The sequence below is a fragment of the Sphingomonas elodea ATCC 31461 genome (assembly GCF_000226955.1).
GTDB lineage: Bacteria > Pseudomonadota > Alphaproteobacteria > Sphingomonadales > Sphingomonadaceae > Sphingomonas > Sphingomonas elodea.
Genome location: NZ_AGFU01000025.1, coordinates 1 through 20965, shown reverse-complemented (window position 1 = coordinate 20965; position 20965 = coordinate 1). Strand labels below are relative to the sequence as shown.

Genomic DNA, 20965 nt, shown 5'->3' with positions numbered 1-20965 from the left:
GTTCAGTCGAGAAAGGTGAGCGACACGCCGTCGAGCCGCAGCAGCTCGCGATCCTCCTCGTAGGACGCGCCGATCACCACCAGGCTCACCGTCAGCTGGCTCGCGCCCTTGGCGATCAGCCGTCGCGCCGCGCGGGTCACGTCGATCCGGTGGTTGCGCGGCGTGTTCATGCTGCGACCGCGCAGGTCGAACTTGCGGTTCTCCGCTGGTGGCAGTTCGCAATGCCCGGGTCCGCCATAGCATTCTCCGTGTCCGAACACCGCCGCATAGCCGGCATAGCCATCGACGGTGAGCGGTGTCTGCGCATCGGCATCGGGGGTGTTGAGGAAGACGCGGATGAAGCAGGAGCGTGGTAGCTGCGGCACCCGGTGCAGGCGTACCTCGGCGGTGCGAAACCCCCGTTCCGGCGGCGGGACGGGAATTGCGGCGGAGACGAACCGGCCGACCGGATTGCCCAGCCCCACCGGCATCAGCGATCCGCCGCGGACATATTCATAGCCGAAGCGATACATGTCGAGCGTGTCGCGCACCGCATAGCTCCACGGCGTCAGCGCGGAATCCAGGTCGGCGGGCAGACCGTCGGGATGGTCCTGCTGCCAGCGCCACCAAAGTCGATCGATATTGGCGTGGATCGGCCAGAAGATCGGATCGTAGCTCGCCGTCAGGTTGCTGAACATGTCGCCGAACTGGGGTTCGCTGTACAGGTCGTCGCGCTGGTGGAACTTGCGCCCGGCGACGCGCACGGCGGCGTTGCGATCGGCCGGCGCTGCGCTTTTGAAGGCCGGGTTCATGCCCCCGGTCCAGATATGCATCGTGTTGTGCGGGTTCTGGTCAAGGAACCCGAAGCTGTCGACATACAGGCTGCCGCCGCCGAAATCGCGGAACGTCCGCAGGCTGGAGATCTCGTCGAGATCGCCTTGCGTCGGGTAATGATAGTGGATGACGGTGTTGATCGTGCCCGATCCGAACTCGCCGGAATAGCGCAGCGGATACCAGAGCGCATTGGCCTCGAGCAGTGCGTCGATCAGCCGCTGGCGATAGGTGCCGGTGATATACTCGGCCCCGCAGGCGGCGGTGACGGCAGCATAGATCTGTGTGGGATTGGCCCAGAGCTGCCCGACCAGCGTCTCGATTGCGGCCGGGAAGCCGTTGTCGCGCAGGAACGCGACCGAGCCTTCGGTTAGGAATGCCTTGAACGCATCCGGCAGGATCGCGCCGTTGGCAGGATCCTCGGGCTTGTAACGGGGGGCGGGGAAGTCCCACCAGGGCAGCGTCACGTCCGGGCAGAAATCCTGCAGCGCCTGCTCGAACTCGTACAGATAGACACGGTGCCAGGGCAGGAAACGCTCCCAGCCATGCTGGCAGTGGTTCTGGTGAATCAGCGCCAGATTGTTGTAGCTGCGTGCGTCGCCGGGCCATTTGTTGAGCCCGTACAGCTCGCGAAAGGCGCAGCGCAGCCGTTCCTTCTGCCCCTCGTCCAGCGCGTCCACGTCCATCCGCTGGCGCAACTCGCCCTTGGCATGGCGCCACGCTGCCGGATCGGAAACGGGCGTGAAGATCGGGCCCGGAAGTCCGGTCACCGCGACGTGCGCCTCGACGGCGACGCTCACTTCGCCCGCCAGCGCCGTCGTCTCCACCACGCCGGCGGGGCAGCCTTCGTCGATCCAGGCGGCGATCCGGGCGATGTCCTCCGCCGCGACCGGTGCGCCGCCCCAGGGCAGCCGCGGGAACTGGGTGCCGTCGAACGGGGGCTGGCCGCGCAGCCCCCGCACCAGCGCCGAGCGATCGCCGCGCCCGCCCGCCTGCGCCTTGCCGCAGCAGCTGGTGCCGTCAGGCTCGATCAGCGGCATGCCGTGCAGCCGGGCGCCGAGAAAGGCCGCCAGGCTGCCGCCCAGGATGTCGCCCGGCCCGAAGCTGCCGCCGGCAGCCGCCAGGATCGCCCGTACGTCCGCCCAGGTGAAGGGCGCCGCCGCTGCCTCGGCCGGGGCTTCCGGTGCCTCAGTGGCCATGGTGCATTCCGCCTGCGCCGGTCGCCGCATCGGTGCTGCCGACCTGATCGGGCAGGACGACCGCGACATTCTGCATCATCCCCTGGTCCTCATGGTCGAGGATGTGACAGTGGAGGACGAATTCGCCGATATAGCGCTCGTACCGGGTACGGACCTTGATCGTGTAGAGGCCCGAAAAGCCCGCCGGTAGATTGCTGTTCGGCAACAGGCTCTTGATCCACAGCGTGTCCTTCCACACGCCTTTCAACCCGGCATATTGCGGATCGGGTGGACTGCCGCCGGCATCGTCGACCGCCCCCGGCGCGCTCACATCCTTACCGTTCGGATCGAGGATCGACACGATCTGGAACGGATTGACGTGAATGTGGAAGGGGTGGCTGACGAAGTGCGACTGCATCGTCCATTCCTGCGCCTTGCCCAGCGGCAGCTTGCGATCGATCCGATTGGGGTCATAGGGCCGGACGTCCTTGGTCTGCAGCGTGTTGCCGACTTCGAACTTGGTGTCCGGCGTCGATGTGTCGATGAAGAAGGTGAGTTCCTGCGTGCCGTTGCCCGCGACCTCCGCATCGGTGATGTCCGGGTGCGGGGTGAACCGGCGCAAGCGCATCCCGGCCTTCAGGTCCTCGACCACCGCCGCCTTCACCTCGCCGGGCATCGTCTGGTCGGCGAGCGAAACCAGCTTGTCGGTGACATAGGACTTCACGTCCTTGACCGCCGTGCCCGGCGCGACATCGACCACCGCCAGCAGCTGGGTGCCGACGTCGAGCGCGTTGACCACGCCCGATTTGGGCGCCTGGGTATCGAGCACGCAGTAGCGCCCCGCCTCCGGGAACACCACCAGCGCGTCGAAGCGGTAGCCGGGCTGGAAGGTGGCGAGGCTGGTCGTCTGGGCCTGGTCCATGGTCAGGCCGTCGGCGGCGATCAGCGTGTAGGGCACCGGCGTGCCGCCGCAGCTTTCCTTGATGAACTTGGCGCCGGTCTTCGCGTCCTTGGGTACCTTCGACCCCGTCTTCAGCCGGCCCTGGCGGACCGGCACGAACTGCAGGCCGATCGTGTCGCGCACGCCCGCATGGATCATCCGCCAGCGTTCGATCTGCCCCTGGGTGGCCTTCATCGGATCGTCGGGATTGAACACCTTGCCGTTGAGGGAGGTGTAGCGGCCGGAGGCGGGCCAGCTGCCGGGCCCGAACTGATCATAGCTCTCGATCCCGCCCACATCGCCGGGATCGCAGATCCAATGGCCGGTCTTCTGGTCCACCTTGATCTTGCCCAGCTCGCCGGGCTTCGGCGCGGGGCCGCGGCAGGCATATTGTATCTGCTGCATCACCAACACCCGCTCGGGAATTGCGGTGGTGGGGATCAGCGTGTCGATATCGCCATGCGCGCTCATGCTGGGCAGGCGGCTGCCGCGGATGATCAGTGCGCCGGCCATCCCGCTCGATACCTGCAGCGCCGTCGAGCCGTGGCGGTGGGTGTGATACCAGAAGGTGCCCGAAGGATGGTCCGACGGGATGTTATACTCATAGGTGAACTTGGTCTGCGGATTGATCGACAACAGCACGTTGTCGCCGTTGCCCGCCGGGTTCACCCACAGGCCGTGCGTGTGCAGATTGGTGCCGTTGAAGCAGTGCGGCGTATCCGGCATCACGCCCTTGGCCGTGCAGCCCGGATCGCCGGGTTGCGCTCCCTGCGGTAGCTGGTTGTTGAGCAGCACGCGAACGGTGTCGCCCGGAATCGCCTCGATCGTCGGCGAGACGAACGGCGCCTTGGGATCGACCCCCTTGCCGGTGTAGCTGCGCAGGTGAACCTTGTCGTACAGCCCGGTCGTCGGGTTGTAGAGCTGGCTGTCGGTATAGACGATCGTCAAGTCGAGCAGCCGGTCGCCGCGCGGTGGCTGCGAATTGCCATCGAGTGGCTGTGCCATGGCAAGGGCTGTCGTGACCGGCTTGGCGACGGGTGTTCGCGCATCCTGCAATACCGGCGGATTGGTGATCTGTGCTGCCGCCGTACCGGAAAGAAGGATCGCTGCACTGCCGCCAAAAGACTTGCTGATACGGCGCAGCATATTCGGACGTACAACCATTCAACGCCTCCCCTCGTTGACTGATGATTCCCTATGCAGCGACCATGCACCTGTCGTGTAGGATTGTCTATTACATTATTTCGGAAGGGCTCTGTATTGTCTTCGTAAAGGACGCAGTTCTACCAATATGGAGGCAATGTACCCGCGAAATTGGTGGGAGGCATGCTTTGTAATAGTTTATGGATGGTCTTGGTCGCAGCTCGACGGAACTGAGGAGGCGCGGGCATCCTCACCCCGACGGGAGTTCAGTGTCGCTGCTTGGCCTGCGCATCCCGGGCGCCGGCGGGACGCAGCACGAGGAGGGAGACGCCCTGTCGCGGCAGGCGGAAGCGCAGCGTGGTGCCGGCCTTGCCGGCGCGGATGGGCTCGGGAGGCGCCTCGACGGTCGCCAGCGCTGCCGCCTTGAGCAGGGTTGCCCGCTGCGCGTTGGTGGGCGCGATCGGCGCGCCCATGGCCTGCCACGCGGCGAAGGCGTTCGAATGGGCCGCATCGATTCGATAGTGGACCAGCGCCGCGCCGCGGGCGAGCGCAGGGGGCAGGCCGGCAAGCTTCACCGTCACGTCCGCATCCGCGCCGGCCACATCGTCGTCATGATAGTGCCAGACGAGGATCGACAGCGTCTGCCCGTCGAGGCTGGCGACGCTGCCGATGTCCGGCTCCGCGCGGACGCCCTGGCCGAGAACCGTGTCGAGCGGCAGCTGACGATTCGATACCGCGCGGACGTAGCGGCCGTGCATTTTGGCGAACAGCTTGAACAGGTTCATCACCGGCAGGTCGATCCCACCCGAGGTGAGCTGGCGGAAGCCGGCAAAGGGCGCCTGGTCCTCGAACTCAAAGGCCCAGGACAGCACGCCTTCCAGCTTCAGCCCGCGTCGCGCGGCGAGTGCGCGGAGGCGGGGAAAGGTGGCAGCGGTGTAGCTCGAATACATGGTGCCGTTGCGATAGGCATTGGCCGGGCCCTGGCAGGCGGCGCAGCCCTCGGGATCGGATTCGCCGATGATGATGGGTTTGGTGCGGCCGACCGGATCGGCGGCGATCCGCGCGAACTCGCGATCGGCGGCGCGCAAATGGGTGTTCAGGCCCATGCGGACATGGCTGCCCTGTGCGTCCTGCACGACGACCGGCTGGCCCTTGGCGTGGAAGGACAGGAAGTCGGTGGGCGTGCCCGCCGCATGCACATGGGCGAGAAAGGCGGTGAGGAAGTCATCGCCCGCGCCCGCGCTGTCGGGTCCGCCGACCCGTGCCTCGGGCAGGGCGCGCCGCACCCCCCGAATGGCGGCATCGTGGAGGCGGAAGAACTCCTCGCGCGTGCCGCCCCAGTAATATTGCGGCAGGTTCGCCTCGTTCCACGTCTCGAAATACCAGGTGGCGACTTCGGCGCGGCCATAGCGGTCGATGCAGTGGCGCACCCATTCGAAGATCAGCGCTTCCCATTTGGCATAGTCGCGCGGCGGATAGGCCCAGCCGGTGCGCAGATCGCCGCTGCCCGGGCGCCAGTCATGCTGATAGGGCTGGGGCCTTGTCGACATCGCTTCGGGCATGAACCCCAGTTCGACATAGGGCCGCACCCCGCGCGCCCGATAGGTGTCGAAGATGCGGTCGACGATCGTCCAGTCGTAGATCGCGCGTCCCTCCGCATCCTCGCGGTAGATGCCGGTCGAGCCCCATTTGAGCGCCGGGGTGCCGTCGCCCGAGGTGAACAGGTTGTGCGCGCGGAAATAGACCTGGTCCGGGGCGAGGGCGCCCAGCGTCGCCAGCGTCGTGCGGCCGTCCTTCATCGTCGCGTAATTTGGCTCGTCGGCGCCGAAGAAGCGCCAGATCGACTCGACCGGGCCCTCATCGCGCGCGGCGTCGACCGCGATCGTGACGGGGATGGGCGCGGGATCTGGCTGCGCAGCGGCGATGCCGGGCACCAGGAGCGCGGCAGCGGCGAGGGTGCGGGAAAATCGCGTCACCTGGCGGTCTCCAGCGGCACGATCCGGCCGCCTTTCATCACGAACCGTACGGTGCGCACCGCCGCGATGTCGCGCGTGGGGTCGCCGGCGACGGCGACGAGGTCGGCCAGCAGGCCGGGCTTCACCGCGCCCAGCCGCTCGGCTTGGCCGGACCAGCGGGCGTTGCCCGAGGTTGCCGCGATCAGCACCTCGGCCGGGCGCATGCCGGCGGCGGCGAGCAGCACCATCTCTCGGGCATTGTCGCCGTGCGCGTAGACGCCGACATCGCCGCCCATGCAGATCGGCACGCCGGCCTTGAGCGCGAGGCGGAAGCTCTCGCGATTGATGCGCACGGCGGCGGGCGCGGGCTCGGCGCCGTTCCAGCCTCGGTAGCGCGCGGTGGCATCCGAGGCGGCGAGTGTCGGGCACAGCGCGATCTTCTTCGCGGCCATCGCGGCGAAGATCGCGGGCGTGCCGCCATAGCCATGCTCGATCGTGTCCACGCCCGCCTCGATCGCGCGGCGCATCCCCTCGGCGGTCGCGGCATGCACCGCCACCGGGCGGCCGGCATCGTGCGCGGCGGCGACTGCGGCCCTGATCTCTTCGAGGCTCAGCGTCGCGCGGCTGTCTTCGCCGGGGCGCCAGCGATAGTCGGCGTACAGCTTGATCCAGTCGGCTCCGGCGGCGATCTGGCGGCGCACCGCGGCGACCATCTGGTCGGGGCCGGAGACTTCCTCGGCGCCCTGCGGCACCGCGACGCCGGGCTCGAAGCCCTTGGGGCCATAGGCGCCGAGCGCGACGATGGCGCGGGTCGCCACCTGCAGGCGCGGTCCCTCGACGATACCCTGGTCGATCGCCGCCTTCAGGCCGACATCGGCGTAGCCGGCGCCTTCGGTGCCGAGATCGCGCAGGCTGGTGAAGCCCGCGTGCAGCGTCGCGCGCGCCTGCGCCACCGCGCGGGCGGTTCGCAGCGCGAGGGACTCGTGCAGCACCTGATCGTTCCAGCTCGTCTCGTTATAGGGGTGGAGGAAGAGGTGGGCATGGCCCTCGATCATGCCGGGCATCAGCGTGGTCCCGTCGAGCGGGATCACGGTGGCGTTGGCCGGGACAGGGAGGTCGGGGCCCACCGCGACGATCCGGTCGCCGCGCACCAACACCTGCCAGCCGGCATGGCGCTCGCCGTCGAGGCCGTCGAACACCGCGGCGGGCTTGAGCAGGAAGGCGGCGGGTTCTGCCTGCTGCGCCGTCGCCGTGGCGCCCAGTGCCAGCGCGGCAAGGACCGCCAACCAGTGCTTGGCCATCTGCTCCCCCTCTTCTAGTCTGCGCCCATGGATACGCTGATCGGGCGCACGCGCAATCCGTTGCTTCTGTTGGCTTTGCTCGGCGCGACCGCCGCCGCGCCGGATCCGGAGCGCACCCGCTGGCGGGCGCAGGCAGACCGCGTGACGATCACCCGCGACGATTGGGGTATCCCCCATATCCGCGGCAAGAGCGATGCCGATGCGGTGTTCGGCATGATCTATGCCCAGGCCGAGGATGATTTCCCCCGGATCGAGGCGAATTATCTCACCGCGCTGGGCCGCACCGCCGAGGCGGAGGGCGAGGGCGCGCTCTGGGCCGATCTGCGCCAGCGGCTGTTCGTCGATCCGGAGCAGCTGAAACAGGACTATGCCCGCAGCCCGGCGTGGCTGCAGGCGCTGATGCAGGCCTGGGCGGACGGGCTGAACTTCTATCTGGCGACGCATCCGCAGGTAAAGCCCAAGGTGCTGACGCGCTTCGAGCCGTGGATGGCGCTGAGCTTCACCGAGGGCAGCATCGGCGGCGACATCGAACGCATCTCGCTGAGCGATCTCAAGACCTTCTATGGCACCCCCACGCCGCCCACGCCCGAGGAGCAGGGCAGCGTGCCGCGCGAGCCCAGCGGCTCCAACGGCATCGCGATCGCGCCGAAATTGACGGCGGATGGCCGCGCGCTGCTGCTGATCAACCCGCATACCAGCTTCTACTTCCGCTCCGAGGCGCAGGTGACCAGCGATGCGGGGCTGAATGCGTACGGCGCGAGCACCTGGGGCCAGTTCTTCATCTACCAGGGCTTCAATGCCAAGGCCGGGTGGATGCACACTTCCTCCACGGTCGACAATGTCGATGCCTTTGCCGAGCGGATCGTGCGGGCGGGCGCCGGCTGGGCCTATCGCTATGGCAAAGAGATGCGGCCGGTGGCGGCGCGGGTGGTGACGCTGCGCTATCGCAAGCCCGACGGCACGATGGGCGAGCGGCGCTTCACCACCTGGCGCACGCATCACGGGCCGATCGTCGCGGCGAAGGACGGGCGCTGGATCGCCACCGCGTTGATGTGGCGGCCGGTGCCGGCGCTGGAGCAGAGCTTCCTGCGCACCAAGGCGACCGACCTCGCCGGCTATCTGCAGGTCGCCGAGCGCAAGGCCAATTCCTCCAACGACACGCTGTTCGCGGATTCGAAGGGCGAGATCGCGTTCCTGATGCCGCAGTTCATGCCGGTGCGCGACGATCGCTTCGACTATACGCGGCCCGTCGACGGCAGCGATCCGGCGACCGACTGGAAGGGGCTGCACACGCTCCTCAGCCTGCCGAGCGTGCTCAACCCCAAGGTCGGCTGGGCGCACAACACCAATGACTGGCCGTGGAGTGCTGCGGGGCCGGACAGCCCCAGGGCCAGGGACTATCCGCGCTACATGGACCAGGTGGGCGGCAACGCGCGCGGCGTGCATGCGGACCTGCTGCTCACCGGCAAGCGCGGCTGGACGGCCGAGCGGCTGCGCGCGGCAGCGTTCGATCCCTATCTGCCCGCCTTCGCCAGGCTCGTGCCGGAACTGGTGGCGGCATGGCGCGCGTTGCCGCTAAGCGATCCGCGACGGGCGGCGCTGGCCGAGCCCGTGGCGGTCCTGGCGGGATGGGACCATCGCTGGAGCGCGGACTCGGTGGCCACCAGCCTCGCGGTGTTCTGGGGTGACCAGCTGTGGCGCGAGGTGGGCAGCTTCGCGCAGGCCGAGCGGATGAACGTGCCGGACTTTATCGCGGCAAAGGTCGATGCCCCGACGCGGCTCGCGGCGCTGTCGGCAGTGGTCGACCGGCTGACGCGCGACTTCGGTACCTGGCGCGCGCCCTGGGGGCAGATCAACCGCTTCCAGCGGCTCGACGATGCGCTCCAGCCGCATTTCGACGATGCGAAAGCCTCGGTGGCGGTGCCGTTCACCTCGGCGCAATGGGGCAGCCTCGCCTCGTTCGGGGCGAAGACCTGGCCGGGCACGAAGCGCTATTACGGCACCAGCGGCAACAGCTTCGTGGCGGTGGTGTCGTTCGGCCCGCGCGTCTCCGCCCGCGCGGTGATGGCCGGCGGGCAGAGCGGCGAACCGGCCTCGCCGCACTTTGCCGACCAGATCGATCGCTATGCCAGCGGCGATCTGCGCAAGGTCTATTTCTACGCGGACGAACTCGCCGGGCATGTCGAGCGTCGCTACCGGCCGGGCCGGTAACGACGCTCGCGTACGTCAGGCGCGGAGCTGCTTCACCGCGTGATCCGCGGCGCGCATCGTCAGTGCCATGAAGGTGAGCGAGGGGTTCACGCACGATGCCGACGCCATCTGCGCGCCGTCGGTGACGTACAGGTTCGGCGCATCATGCGCCTGGCTGAAGCTGCCCAGCACCGAGGTCCGCGGATCCGCGCCCATCCGCGCGCCGCCCATTTCATGGATCGCGTCGCCAGGTACATGGTCGCCCTCGCTGCTCTTCACGTTCTGGAGGCCCGCCGCGCGCAGCATCGCCTCGCCCTGCACGCGGGCGTCGGCGATCAGCCGCAGCTCGTTTTCGCGGAAGGTCACGTCGAAGCGCATCAGCGGCACCCCGAAGCGGTCGACCTTGCTCGGGTGCAGCGAGACACGATTGTCCTTGTAGGGCAGGCATTCGCCGAACGCGCCCATGCTGAACTTCCAGGGCCCGTAGCGGCGCATGCCGTGCTTCATCGCGGCGCCGAAGCCGACCGGCGCCGCAGGCTCGCGCCGCGCACTGCCCTGATAGCCATAGCCGCGCCGGAACCCCACGCCCTCTTCGCCGTCCAGGTTGCGGAAGCGGGGGATATAGACGCCGCCGGGGCGCCGGCCATATTCGATCAGGTCGGTCATGCCCGGGATCTCGCCCTCCACGCCGACGCGGAAGATGTGATCCATCACATAACGGCCCAGCGTGCCGCTGCTGTCGAAATGGCTGCGCTCGCTGCCGGGCGCGCGCGAATTGAGCAGGATCTGGTTCGAGCCCATCGCCGAGGCGCAGAGGAACACCAGGTCCGCCTGCACCACCTGCGCCTGGCCGGTCTTGGCATCGACATAGCGCACGCCGGTGACGCGCTTCTTCGCCGCATCATATTCGATGCTGGTCACCACCGCGTCCGACTGGAGCGTCAGCCTGCCGGTGGCGCGGGCGGCGGGGAGGGTGACGGCTTGCGTCGAGAAATAGGCGCCGAACGAGCAGCCATTGCCGCACTGGTTGCGGAACTGGCACTTGGTGCGGCCCTGGTCGGGCTTGTCCTCGGTCATGTTCGACAGGCGGGTGTGGATCAGCTTGCGGCCCGGGAACTTGGCTTCCAGCTGACTCTTCAGCCACTTCTCGGCGACGTTCATCGGCATCGGCGGCTGGAAATTGCTGTCCGGCAGATAGGGCAGATTTTCCCGCGAGCCGGAGACGCCGATATAGTCCTCGACGCGGGCGTACCAAGGTGCGAGATCGTCATAGCCGATCGGCCAGGCGCCATCGACGCCCTCGCGCTGGTTCGCCTCGAAATCCTGCGGGCTCCAGCGGAAGCTCCAGCGGCCCCAAATCAGCGATTTGCCGCCCACCGCGCCGGGGCGGATCCAGTAGAATTTGCTGCCCTCGTCAAAGGCATAGGGGTTCAGCCGATCGTTGTTGTAGAAGCCCATGTTGCTGGGCTGCACATAGCCGCGCTTGGCGATGAAATAGTCGCGCTCCTGCAGGCCCTTGGGCATGACGTTGCGCGCCGGCACGTCATAGGCGGGCTTACCGTCGTACGGATAGTCCTCGCCATGCTCGACCATGCGGCCGCGATCGAGCATCAGCACGCGAAGTCCCTTCTCGGTGAGTTCTTTCGCGGCAAATCCGCCGCTGACGCCCGAGCCGATCACGATCGCGTCGAACCTGTTGGTTGCAGCCATGATGTTCCCTCTCCAAGGGATGGTTATTTGGTCAGAAGCGCAGCGTCTGCAGCGTCTTGAAGCTGGTGGTGATGTCCGGAAGATAGGGCGCGGGCGCCTGATCGTTCTCGACGTAGAAATGGCGCACGCCCGCGCTCGCCCTGCGCTTGAACAGCGCGGCGAAATCGATCGTGCCGGTGCCGACCGCGGCCATGCTGCCATCGGCCCGCATGTCCTTGACGTGATACGAATAGAGGCGCGTGTTCAGGCGATCGATCAGCGCGGCGAGGTCCTGGCCCGCGCGCTTCGCCCAGTAGAGGTCGAGCTCGACCTTCACCAGCGCGGGATCGGTTTCCTTGAGCAGTCGGTCGTAGAGGCTCACGCCACCGGGCTTGGTGGTGAACTCGAAATCATGGTTGTGATAGGCGAAGCCGATGCCGGCCTGCTTGAGCTGCGTGGCGAACTTGGTGAAGTTCGGCACCGCGCCGCTCCAGCCGGCTTCGGTGCGATATTGGTCGGTCATGTAGGGCAGCACCACGGTCTGCGCGCCGAGCGTGCGCGCCATCGTCACCGACTTGTCGAACTGGCCGAGCAGCGCGTCGTAGCCGATGTGCAGCGAGGGGCAGCGCAGGCCCGCCTTTTCCATGGCCCGGCGGAGCATCGCCGGGTCCATGCTGTCATAGCCGCCCCCGCCGAACTCGACCTCGCGATAGCCGATCTTCGCGATCGCCTCGAGCGTGCCGGCGGGATCCTTCTGGAAGATGTCGCGCACGGTGTAGAGCTGGATGCCCACCGCCTGGATCCGGGCGGCGTGCGCGGCCGGCACCAGGCGGCCCATCACGGCAAGGGTGGTGGCGCTGCCCGCGCCGGCGAGCAGAGTGCGACGATCGAGCATCATGCGCTGTACACCTTGTTGACCTGAGCATAGGGGAAGGCGCCGTTATACTCGCCCGGCACCGGCAGATATTCGCGTTCCTGGGTGATGCCGATCTCCGAGGTGTAGTAGCCGGTGATCACCAGCTGGCGGAACGCCTCGAAGAAGGTCTTGCCGCCGGGGAAGCCCCCGTTCATCGCCAGGGTGAGCAGCGCATCCTGCTGCTCGGGCGTCGCCTTGTCGGCGGCGACCTTATGGTCCTGCTGCGACCGTGCCTCGAGCGCGTCGAGTCCGGCGAGGATCGGCACGCGATCCGTGGGCGATGCCCAGTCGGCGAGCAGCTTCTCGATGAAGTCCGGCACGCCCGCGGCGATCGCGCCCGGCGTATCGGTGGTGGGGATCACCCGCTCGCTGAGCGCGGTCATCAGCGCGCGCTGGGCGGGGCTGAACACGGCGACGCTGGGCGGTCCATCGGGGATCAGCTGTGCGGCCGTCATCTGCGCGGCGCGGGCGAGCGGCGCGAACACGCTGGTGCCGAACAGGGCGAGCACGCCGGTGAGCGCGGCGCGGCGATCGATCCTCATTTGCCTTCTCCGGGAAGATCCTGGGCGATCGCGCGCTCCGGCAGCGGACGCACCCAGATGTTGCGGAACGAGACGGGTGAATCATGGTCCTGCAGCTGGATCGGCAGCGCATCGGCATGCGCCTCGTAGCTGGCCACCTTGCGCCAGATGGTGGTCCCGAGCATCGCCTGATGGTTCTGCACCAGCACGCCGTTCAGGAACGCGGTGATATAGGCCGGGCGCAGCAGCTTGCCGTCGGCGGCGAAGCGGGGGCGTTCGAAGACGATATCGTAGCTCTGCCACGCGCCGGGCTTGCGCGAGGCGTTGGCGAGCGGCGGCTTCCAGCCATAGACCGCACCGACCGTGCCGTCGGCATAGGTGGGGTTCTGATAGCCGTCGAGGATCTGGATCTCGTAGCGCTGCATGAACCAGATGCCGCTGTTGCCGCGATCCTGCGAGTTCTTGGTCGGCGGGGTGGGCGAGCGGAACTCGAGATGCAGCTGAACGTCGCCGAAGCTCTGCCTGGTGATCAGCGCGTTCTCGCCGCCGCTGCTGGCGCGGCTGGGTACGGTGAGCACGCCGCCCTCGACCGGCCAGGCCTTGCGCTGCGCCGTCCAGGCATCGAGCGAGCGGCCGTCGAACAGCACGATCGCATCCGACGGCGCGCCGCCGGGCCGGGCGGCGGGGGTGACGACATCGGGGGCGGGGCGGTCCGAGTCATGGACGTGCCAGTTCCCGCCCGGCAGCGTCGGCGTATCCTTGAAGCCCGGTTTTTCCTGCGCGGCTGCGGGCGTTGCAGCCAGTGCCGCCAGGCCGGCGAGCAGCAGGGTGCTGCGTTTCGACATCGCTCTCTTCCCCTTCAGCCGGCGTCGATCGTGCGATAGGCGGCGATCAGCCGCTCCTCGCCCGCGCGCCCGGCCACCGAATTGCCGTGTTCCATGCCAATCACGCCGGCATAACTCTTCGCCCGCAGCCAGCGGACGATATTGGCGTAGTTCACCTCGCCCGTGCCCGGCTCCTTGCGGCCCGGATTGTCGCCGAACTGGATATAGCCGATCTCGCTCCAGCACATGTCGAGCGTCGGGATCAGGTTCCCGGACTGGATCTGCTCGTGGTACAGATCGGCGAGGACCTTGACGCCTGTGCTGTTCGCCCCGCGTGCCACCGCAAACCCTTGCGCGATGCTCTGCATGTAGACGCCCGGATGGTTGGTGCGGGTGTTGAGCGGCTCCATCACCAGCGCGAACCCGTGCGGTGCGACGATGTCGCCGGCGCGGCGCATCGTGTCGATCACCCGCGCGGTCTGGATGTCCAGCGGCACCTTGGGATCGAGGAAGCCGGTGACCACCGTTACCCGCGTGGCGTTCAGCCGCTTGGCAACGTCGATCGAGGCACGGATGTCCGCCAGGAACGCGTCGCGCTCGGCGCCGTCGTTCGCACCCAGGATCGGGCGGGACTGTGCCCATTTCGGCATGGCGGCGACGAACACGCCCATCTTCATGCCGCGGCTGGACAGCGCCTTGGCCATCGCCACCTGCTCGTCGATCGGGCGGCTCGCGGCCTCGTTGTCCTCCCAGGCGGTGAAGCCCTGGTCGGCGGCGAAGGCGATCTGCTCCAGCCGATTGCCGCGGCTGGCGAAGCTGCCCTCGTGCGGCGCGAAATGAAGCGAGAAGCGCGCCGCGTTCGACTGGCCGCGCGCGGCGGAGGCGGCGATCAGCGGCGCTGCTGCGGCGCCGGCCAGCACGGAGCGGCGCGACACGCTCATTTGCCGCCCACCGCCTTGAGGTACGCGATGATCTGCGCGCGCTTGGCGGGATCGGCCATGCCGATCGGCATGCGGGTGCCCGGCACCTTCTTCATCGGCGCGGTCAGGAACTGGTCGAGCGTCGTGGGATCCCAGCTCAGCTTCGCATTCTTCAGCGCGGTCGAATAGCTGAAACCGGGCGCCGAGGCGGCGGGCCGGCCGACCACGCCGTTCAGATTGGGGCCGACGCCGTTCTTGCCGCCCTTTTCGACGGTGTGGCACGCCTTGCACGCGGCGAAGGCCGGCGGCGCGGCCGTCTGCGCCCAGGCAGGCGCGGACGCCGTCAGCGCCGCGGTCGCGGTAAGGGCCATCCAGAGTTTCATGCACGCTCTCCGTTGGGAATGTCGGTCCATTTGTGATCGCCGGTGGCGTTGGCGATCATCGCCTCGACGAACGCCATCGTCCGCAGGCCATCCGCGACGCCGGGCACTTGGGCCTCGGCATCGCCGCGCAGCAGCGCCGCGAAGCCGCGATAGAGGTTGGCGAACGCCTCGATATAGCCTTCGGGATGCCCGGCCGGGGTGCGGAGCAGGGGGGTAGCGCTCGCCCCCAGGCCGGGCCCGCCCGCGCGAAGGATCTCCGCGGGGCGATCGATCCAGCGCAGGGTGAGCGTGTTCGGCTCCATCTGCGTCCAGTCCAGCCCGCCGCGCTCGCCATGGATGCGCAGGCGCAGGCCGTTTTCCTCGCCTGCGGCGACCTGCGTCGCCTTCAGGACCCCACGCGCACCGCCCTCGAAGCGGAGCAGCGCGCTCACGTCGTCATCCAGTCGCCGGCCGGGGACATGGGTGGCAAGCTCGGCGGACAGGCGTTCCACGCGCAGGCCGGAGACCAGCTCGGCCAGATGGAAGGCATGGGTGCCGATGTCGCCGAGGCAGCCGCCGATGCCTGCACGGGCCGGATCGGTGCGCCACTCGGCCTGTTTGTTGCCTTTGGTGTCCAGCGGTGCGCTCAGCCAACCCTGGATATATTCCACCTGCACCAGCCGGATCGCGCCGAAATCGCCGCGGGCGACACGGGCGCGCGCCTCCTCGACCAGCGGATAGCCGCTATAGGTGAAGGCGAGCGCGAAGCGCTTGCCGCTGTCGCGCGCGGCGGCGGCGATGGCGCGGGCCTCGTCGCCGTTCATCGCCATCGGCTTTTCGCAGAAGACGTGGAAACCGGCGTTCAGCGCGGCGATCGCGACGGGGGCGTGAAGATGATTGGGGGTGACGATCGCCACCGCGTCGATGCGCTCCGCTTCGGGCCGCGCCGCTTCGCCCGCGAACAGCGCGTCATAGGTCGCATAGACCCGCGCCGGATCGAGCCCGAGCAGGTCGCCGGTGCGCGCGTTCTTGCCCGCATCGGTGCTGAACGCGCCGGCGGCCAGCCGCCAGTCGCCGTCGAGCGCGGCGGCCATGCGGTGCACGGCGCCGATGAACGCGCCTTCGCCGCCGCCGACCATGCCGAGTTTCAGCGGGTGCCGGATCATGCCTCCGCGCTTCCCAATCCCAGCACGCTGCGGATCGCGCCCTTGTCGACGCCGCTCGACGCGAAATCGTCGAACGCGCGACCCGTGACGCGGATGATATGGTCGCGGATGAACGGGGCGCCTTCGCGGGCGCCGTCCTCGCTGTTCTTCAGCGCGCATTCCCATTCGATCACGGCCCAGCCGCGATAGCCATATTGGGCAAGCTTGCTGAAGATACCGACGAAATCGACCTGGCCGTCGCCGGTCGAGCGGAAGCGGCCGGCGCGGTTCACCCAGCTCTCATATCCGCCATAGGCGCCACTGCGCCCGGTCGGGTTGAACTCGGCGTCCTTCACGTGGAAGCACGAAATCCGCTCGTGATAGCGATCGATGAAGTCGAGATAGTCGAGCTGCTGCAGCACATAATGCGACGGATCGAACAGAATGCGCGCGCGGGGGTGGTGGTTCACTGCTTCCAGGAAACGCTCCCACGTCGCGCCGTCATGGATGTCCTCGCCGGGATGGATCTCATAGGCGCAGTCGACGCCGGCCTCCTCGAACACGTCGAGGATCGGCAGCCAGCGGCGGGCGAGTTCGGCGAAGGCCTCCTCGACCAGTCCCGCCGGGCGCTGCGGCCAGGGATAGACATAGGGCCAGGCAAGCGCGCCCGAGAAGGTGGCGTGCGCCTTCAGCCCCAGTCGGGCGCTGGCGCGGGCGGCGAGCTTCACCTGCTCCACCGCCCAGGCCTGGCGCTCGGCGGGCTTGCCGTGGAGCGCGGCCGGCGCGAAGCCGTCGAACAGCGTGTCGTACGCCGGGTGGACCGCGACCAGCTGGCCCTGCAGGTGCGTCGAAAGCTCGGTCGGCTGGATGCCGAACCTGTCGAGCCGGGCACGGAGATCGTCGCAATAGGCCTGGCTCTCGGCCGCCTGTTTCAGGTCGATCAGGCGCGGGTCGCAGGGGATCTGCACGCCGACATAGCCGAGCCCGGCGGCCCATTCGGCCAAATGGTCCAGCGTGTCGAACGGCGCGGTGTCGCCGAGAAACTGGGCGAGGAAGATGCCGGGGCCCTGCATCGCGGTCATGCGCGTGCCTCCTTGGCGTTGTTCTTGAAGGTGAACTGGAACAGCAGCGCGATCACCGCTGCGGCGATGGCCGGGTACCACCACATATGCTGCCAGTCGGCGATCGTCGGCGTGACCGGCAGCTGGGCATAGAGCAGCCCGCCGATCTGCGAGCCGAGCAGCATGCCGACGCCATAGGTGAACAGCGTCAGCATGCCCTGCGCCTGGGCGTTGACGCCCTTGGGCGTCGCGATCGTGCCGGTATAGATCGCGCCGGCGACGAAGAAGAAATCGTAGCACACGCCGTGCAGCGCGACGCCGAGATAGATCGCCCAGATCCCCGCGCCGCCGTCGCCGATCGCGAACAGCGCGTAGCGCAGCGCCCAGGCGATCATGCCGACGAGCAGCAGCGGCTTCACCCCGAAGCGGCGATAGAGCCAGGGCATCGAGAACATGAAGACCAGTTCGGACATCTGGCCGATCGCCAGCGTGCCGCCGACATTCTCGATCCCCGCCGCACCCACATAGGGCGAGGCATAGGCATAATACATCGCCAGCGGGATCGAGATCAGTGTCGCGCAGAGGATGAAGATCAGGAACGAGCGGTTGCGCATCAAGCCGAAGGCTTCGGTGCAGAACACCTCGGCGATCAGGCTGTTGCCCTGCGGCGCATCGGGCTGAACGTTGGGCAAGGTGATGCTGTACAGGCCGAGCGCGATCGAGGCGACGCCGGCGATCTGGAAGATCTGGGGGCTGGCGGACAGGCCCGCCCACCCGACGATCAGCCCCGCCACGATCCAGCCGAGCGTGCCGAAGGCGCGGACGAAGGGAAAGCGATCGACGCGCTCGCCGAAGCTCTTCAGCGCGATCGTGTTCGCCAGGCCCACGGTGGGCATGTAGAGGATCATGTAGCCGAGCAGCAGCCAGACGAAGCTGGCACCGTGCTCGGGCGTGAGCAGCGTCGGCAGCACGAACAGCAGCACGCCGCCGACGAGGTGGAGCACCACCATCAGCATCTTGGGGCTGAGGAACCGCGCCGCGGCCATGCCGAGCAGGAAGGATCCGACGATCGACGCGATCGGGCCTACCGAAAAGGCGTTGGCGATCAGGCTGCCGAGGCCGACGGTCTGCATCACCAGGCCGAGCGTGACGTTCCACGCCCCCCAGACGAAGAATTGCAGGAACATCAGCGCGCTGAGGCGTCCCGTGAGCAACCCCGAACTTGGCTGTGCGCCCTGCGCGACGAAACCTTCAGCAGCGACCATGCGCGCCCTCTCCCTGGATGCGGCGTTGCCGCCGTTCGAATCGCAGCCTATGCACACGGAGTAATGATGTAAAGGATTACATCGTCGGGGCTCGACACGGTTCGCCGCAAGCGACAAAGAGATCTGCATGACGACGATTATCGAGGTCGCCGCGGCCGCGGGCGTTTCCACCGCCACGGTCTCGCGTGTGCTCAGCCAGCCCGGGCGGGTGGCGGAGGCGACGCGGCGACGCGTACTCGAGGTCGTCGAGGCGCTGGACTATCGGCCGAACGTCGCCGCGCGGACGCTGCGGACGCTGCGTGCCGCCAAGATCCTGCTGACCGTGCCGGACATCTCCAACCCCTTCTTCGCCAGCGTCATCCGCGGCGCCGAGGAAGCGGCGCGCGACGCCGGCTATGCCGTGGTGCTGGGCGACACGCGCCACGATCCGGAGGTGGAGGATCAATATGCCGAGATGCTGTTGCGCCGCGAGGTCGACGGGCTGGTCTTTCTCGGCCACCGGCTGCCGGCCAGCCTGGAGGCGCTGGTCGCGCGGCAGGGGGCGGCGGCGCCGATCGTCAACGGCTGCGAGTACAGCCCGGAACTCGGCGTGCCGAGCGTGCATATCGACAATGCGGCGGCCAGCGCCGACGCGATCGCGCATCTCGTCGAACTCGGCCATCGTGCGATCGGCGTGATCACCGGGCCGCCGATCAGTCCGATCAGCCGCGATCGCCTCGCGGGCGCAGTGCGCGCCGTCGCGCGACACGGCATGGCGGCGCACCTGGAGCTGTACGAGGGCGATTACGGCGCGGAGTCCGCGCATCGCGGCGCGCAGGCGCTGCTGGCGAAGGGCGTCACCGCGATCTTCTGCTTCAGCGACGAGATGGCGCTGGGGGCGATGAGCGCGGTGAGCATGGCGGGCCTGTCCTGCCCCGGCGACGTTTCGGTGATGGGCTTCGACGATCTGCCCCTCGCGCGCTTCTTCCACCCCGCGCTCACCACCATCGCCCAGCCGAAGGGCATGATCGGGCAACGTGCCGTGGAACTGCTGGTCGGTATCCTGGCCGGCGCGGAGCCGGCCGGGCAACAGGTGACGCTGGCGCACGAACTGATCCGCCGGGCGAGCACGGGCCCCGCGCCGAACGCCCGGTAACACGACGCGCGATCCGCCCTCGGCACCTGCATCTGCGGTGGCGCGCAACCAAATGGCCGCTCGGCCCTTTGATGCGCCGCAATCGAAAGGGGCCCGGGATGAAGCGTGGAAACTGGCGGGCGGGGCAGGCGGCCCTGTTCGCATTCATGGCGATGGCGATGGCGGGGCCGGCGCTGGCCCAGCAGGTCGATGTCGGCGCGCCGCCGCCGCCTGCCGACGAGATCGACACCCCCAAGCCCGATGCCACCCGGCAGGATGCCGGCGCCGGTCCGCGCGCCGATACCCAGCGCCGCGTCCGCAGCCATCTTCTGCACCCGCGCGATCCCTCACCCTCATCGCTGGCCGGTGACACGCAGCGTTCGCCGCCGCCGGGGCTGATCGGCGACTGGCAGGAAATCCGCACCCGGCTGGGCGCGCGCGGCATCGGCCTGTCGGCGCGCTATGCATCGGAGACCGCGTATAATTTCACCGGCGGGGATCGCCGCCTGGTGGCCGAAACCGGCCAGTTCGATGTCGGCGCGCTGCTCGACCTCGACAAGCTGGTCGGCTGGGGCGGGGCGGCGCTCCAGACCACCGTCACCTGGCGACGCGGCATCGACCTGACGACCACCGCGGGCCTCGATACGCTCCAGCAGGTGCAGGAAGTCTATGGCCGTGGCCAGACGGTCCGCCTGACGCAGTTCTGGCTGCAGCAGAAGCTGGGCGACAAGGTGGAAGTGAAGCTGGGCCGCACCAATCCCGGAGAGGACTTCGCGGTGTTTTCCTGCCATTTCCAAAACCTCAGCTTCTGCGGCGCGCAGCCGGGCAATCTGGCGGGCGATTATTGGTACAACTGGCCGGTCAGCCAATGGGGCGCGAACGTTCATGTCGACGTGGCGCCCGGCGTCTATGTGCAGGGCGGCGCCTATGAGGTGAACCCGCGCAATCTGGAGAATGATTTCTTCATCGGCCATTTCAAGGGCGCGACGGGCGTCCTGCTGCCCGCGGAGATCGGCTGGACGCGTGGCGGCGACCAGGGAGGGGTCGGCTCGTACAAGCTGGGCGGCTGGATCTCGACCGCGGACGGCGACGATCTGGTGCGCGACGTCAACCGCCGGCCGCGTGCGGTGACCGGGCTCGCGCCGCTCCAGCGCTCCAGCCGCTACGGCATGTTCGCCAGCGTGCAGCAGCAGCTGACCGGCAGCTCGAAGGACGGGCGCGCGCTGACCGGCTTCAGCATGTTCGCCAACGTCACCGTCGCCGATCGCGCTACGACGCTGACCGACAACCAGGTGTCGCTGGGCCTGTTCTACAAGGGCCTGGCGCCGAGCCTGCCGGGCGACGTGATCGGGCTGGCGGTCGCACGGACCAACGTCAACGGGCGGATGGAGACGGCCGATCGCCTCGCCGGCAGGCCGGCGCGCGATGCGGAATATGCGGCCGAACTCTATTACAGCGTCTCGCCGACCGAATGGCTGGTGGTGCAGCCGAACGTGCAGTGGATCCACCAGCCGGGCGGGGTGAAGAACGCCAAGGATGTCGGCGTGCTGGGCTTGAAGTTCGCGGTGACGTTGTAGAGTACTGCTAAAGCCCCTCCCCTTCAGGGGAGGGGTTGGGGTGGGGCTGTGTCT

The 20965-nt window shown here is 68.1% G+C and carries 16 protein-coding genes; 3 read left to right on the top strand and 13 right to left on the bottom strand.

Annotated elements, in window-relative coordinates; genetic code table 11:
* Nucleotides 1–2 precede the first annotated feature (2 nt).
* The 4 genes from KK7_RS0108405 to KK7_RS0108390 form a co-directional block, all read right to left on the bottom strand.
* Nucleotides 3–2009, bottom strand: a complete 2007-nt coding sequence (locus tag KK7_RS0108405; protein ID WP_010544203.1) for a tyrosinase family protein — start codon at nt 2007–2009, stop codon at nt 3–5.
* Nucleotides 1999–4074, bottom strand: a complete 2076-nt coding sequence (locus KK7_RS0108400) for a multicopper oxidase family protein (protein WP_051121288.1) — start codon at nt 4072–4074, stop codon at nt 1999–2001. The genes KK7_RS0108405 and KK7_RS0108400 overlap by 11 nt, the downstream gene beginning before the upstream one ends.
* A 263-nt stretch (nt 4075–4337) precedes the next feature.
* Nucleotides 4338–6047, bottom strand: a complete 1710-nt coding sequence (locus KK7_RS0108395) for a GH39 family glycosyl hydrolase (protein WP_010544201.1) — start codon at nt 6045–6047, stop codon at nt 4338–4340.
* Nucleotides 6044–7327, bottom strand: a complete 1284-nt coding sequence (locus KK7_RS0108390; RefSeq protein WP_010544200.1) for a metal-dependent hydrolase family protein — start codon at nt 7325–7327, stop codon at nt 6044–6046. The genes KK7_RS0108395 and KK7_RS0108390 overlap by 4 nt, the downstream gene beginning before the upstream one ends.
* 27 nt (nt 7328–7354) lie before the next feature.
* Between KK7_RS0108390 and KK7_RS0108385 the strand changes: the two genes are divergently transcribed.
* Nucleotides 7355–9538 carry a penicillin acylase family protein gene (locus tag KK7_RS0108385; protein ID WP_010544199.1) on the top strand — a complete coding sequence of 728 codons (2184 nt, stop codon included), beginning with the start codon at nt 7355–7357 and terminating at the stop codon, nt 9536–9538.
* Nucleotides 9539–9553: 15 nt separating this feature from the next.
* Here KK7_RS0108385 and KK7_RS0108380 read toward each other — a convergent pair whose 3' ends face one another.
* From KK7_RS0108380 to KK7_RS0108340, 9 genes are read right to left on the bottom strand one after another with little or no spacing between them, the layout of a single operon-like run.
* Entirely contained in the window at nt 9554–11227 is a 1674-nt protein-coding gene (locus tag KK7_RS0108380; RefSeq protein WP_010544198.1) for a GMC family oxidoreductase, read from the bottom strand.
* 31 nt (nt 11228–11258) lie between these two features.
* Complete coding sequence (locus KK7_RS0108375) at nt 11259–12104, bottom strand: sugar phosphate isomerase/epimerase family protein (protein ID WP_010544197.1); 846 nt, start codon at nt 12102–12104, stop codon at nt 11259–11261.
* The gene (locus KK7_RS0108370; protein ID WP_010544196.1) at nt 12101–12664 is read right to left on the bottom strand and encodes a gluconate 2-dehydrogenase subunit 3 family protein; all 564 of its coding nucleotides are present in this window, start codon (nt 12662–12664) and stop codon (nt 12101–12103) included. Before KK7_RS0108370 ends, KK7_RS0108375 begins: the two co-directional genes overlap by 4 nt.
* The gene (locus tag KK7_RS0108365) at nt 12661–13488 is read right to left on the bottom strand and encodes a 3-keto-disaccharide hydrolase (protein ID WP_010544195.1); all 828 of its coding nucleotides are present in this window, start codon (nt 13486–13488) and stop codon (nt 12661–12663) included. The genes KK7_RS0108370 and KK7_RS0108365 overlap by 4 nt, the downstream gene beginning before the upstream one ends.
* Before the next feature lie 14 nt (nt 13489–13502).
* Nucleotides 13503–14408, bottom strand: coding sequence for a hydroxypyruvate isomerase family protein (locus KK7_RS0108360; protein WP_010544194.1), 906 nt, complete (start codon nt 14406–14408; stop codon nt 13503–13505).
* Nucleotides 14405–14770: a c-type cytochrome gene (locus tag KK7_RS0108355; protein WP_010544193.1), complete on the bottom strand. Its 366-nt coding sequence runs from the start codon at nt 14768–14770 to the stop codon at nt 14405–14407. The genes KK7_RS0108360 and KK7_RS0108355 overlap by 4 nt, the downstream gene beginning before the upstream one ends.
* Nucleotides 14767–15915, bottom strand: coding sequence for a Gfo/Idh/MocA family protein (locus KK7_RS0108350; RefSeq protein WP_010544192.1), 1149 nt, complete (start codon nt 15913–15915; stop codon nt 14767–14769). The genes KK7_RS0108355 and KK7_RS0108350 overlap by 4 nt, the downstream gene beginning before the upstream one ends.
* Nucleotides 15912–16976: a sugar phosphate isomerase/epimerase family protein gene (locus KK7_RS0108345; RefSeq protein WP_010544191.1), complete on the bottom strand. Its 1065-nt coding sequence runs from the start codon at nt 16974–16976 to the stop codon at nt 15912–15914. Before KK7_RS0108345 ends, KK7_RS0108350 begins: the two co-directional genes overlap by 4 nt.
* Nucleotides 16973–18220, bottom strand: coding sequence for an MFS transporter (locus tag KK7_RS0108340; protein ID WP_010544190.1), 1248 nt, complete (start codon nt 18218–18220; stop codon nt 16973–16975). The genes KK7_RS0108345 and KK7_RS0108340 overlap by 4 nt, the downstream gene beginning before the upstream one ends.
* A 127-nt stretch (nt 18221–18347) precedes the next feature.
* Between KK7_RS0108340 and KK7_RS0108335 the strand changes: the two genes are divergently transcribed.
* Both KK7_RS0108335 and KK7_RS0108330 read left to right on the top strand, forming a co-directional pair.
* Nucleotides 18348–19355 (top strand): LacI family DNA-binding transcriptional regulator, encoded by a 1008-nt coding sequence (locus tag KK7_RS0108335; protein ID WP_010544189.1) that lies wholly within the window; start codon nt 18348–18350, stop codon nt 19353–19355.
* A 98-nt stretch (nt 19356–19453) separates the two neighbouring features.
* Nucleotides 19454–20911 (top strand): carbohydrate porin, encoded by a 1458-nt coding sequence (locus KK7_RS0108330; protein ID WP_010544188.1) that lies wholly within the window; start codon nt 19454–19456, stop codon nt 20909–20911.
* The last annotated feature ends 54 nt before the right edge of the window (nt 20912–20965 follow it).

Bases quoted from the DNA above. Each gene is read 5' to 3' on its own strand.
- KK7_RS0108405 (WP_010544203.1), bottom strand. From the start codon at position 2,009: ATGGCCACTGAGGCACCGGAAGCCCCGGCCGAGGCAGCGGCGGCGCCC.
- KK7_RS0108400 (WP_051121288.1), bottom strand. From the start codon at position 4,074: ATGCTGCGCCGTATCAGCAAGTCTTTTGGCGGCAGTGCAGCGATCCTT.
- KK7_RS0108390 (WP_010544200.1), bottom strand. From the start codon at position 7,327: ATGGCCAAGCACTGGTTGGCGGTCCTTGCCGCGCTGGCACTGGGCGCC.
- KK7_RS0108385 (WP_010544199.1), top strand. From the start codon at position 7,355: ATGGATACGCTGATCGGGCGCACGCGCAATCCGTTGCTTCTGTTGGCT.
- KK7_RS0108380 (WP_010544198.1), bottom strand. From the start codon at position 11,227: ATGGCTGCAACCAACAGGTTCGACGCGATCGTGATCGGCTCGGGCGTC.
- KK7_RS0108375 (WP_010544197.1), bottom strand. From the start codon at position 12,104: ATGATGCTCGATCGTCGCACTCTGCTCGCCGGCGCGGGCAGCGCCACC.
- KK7_RS0108370 (WP_010544196.1), bottom strand. From the start codon at position 12,664: ATGAGGATCGATCGCCGCGCCGCGCTCACCGGCGTGCTCGCCCTGTTC.
- KK7_RS0108365 (WP_010544195.1), bottom strand. From the start codon at position 13,488: ATGTCGAAACGCAGCACCCTGCTGCTCGCCGGCCTGGCGGCACTGGCT.
- KK7_RS0108360 (WP_010544194.1), bottom strand. From the start codon at position 14,408: ATGAGCGTGTCGCGCCGCTCCGTGCTGGCCGGCGCCGCAGCAGCGCCG.
- KK7_RS0108355 (WP_010544193.1), bottom strand. From the start codon at position 14,770: ATGAAACTCTGGATGGCCCTTACCGCGACCGCGGCGCTGACGGCGTCC.
- KK7_RS0108350 (WP_010544192.1), bottom strand. From the start codon at position 15,915: ATGATCCGGCACCCGCTGAAACTCGGCATGGTCGGCGGCGGCGAAGGC.
- KK7_RS0108345 (WP_010544191.1), bottom strand. From the start codon at position 16,976: ATGACCGCGATGCAGGGCCCCGGCATCTTCCTCGCCCAGTTTCTCGGC.
- KK7_RS0108340 (WP_010544190.1), bottom strand. From the start codon at position 18,220: ATGGTCGCTGCTGAAGGTTTCGTCGCGCAGGGCGCACAGCCAAGTTCG.
- KK7_RS0108335 (WP_010544189.1), top strand. From the start codon at position 18,348: ATGACGACGATTATCGAGGTCGCCGCGGCCGCGGGCGTTTCCACCGCC.
- KK7_RS0108330 (WP_010544188.1), top strand. From the start codon at position 19,454: ATGAAGCGTGGAAACTGGCGGGCGGGGCAGGCGGCCCTGTTCGCATTC.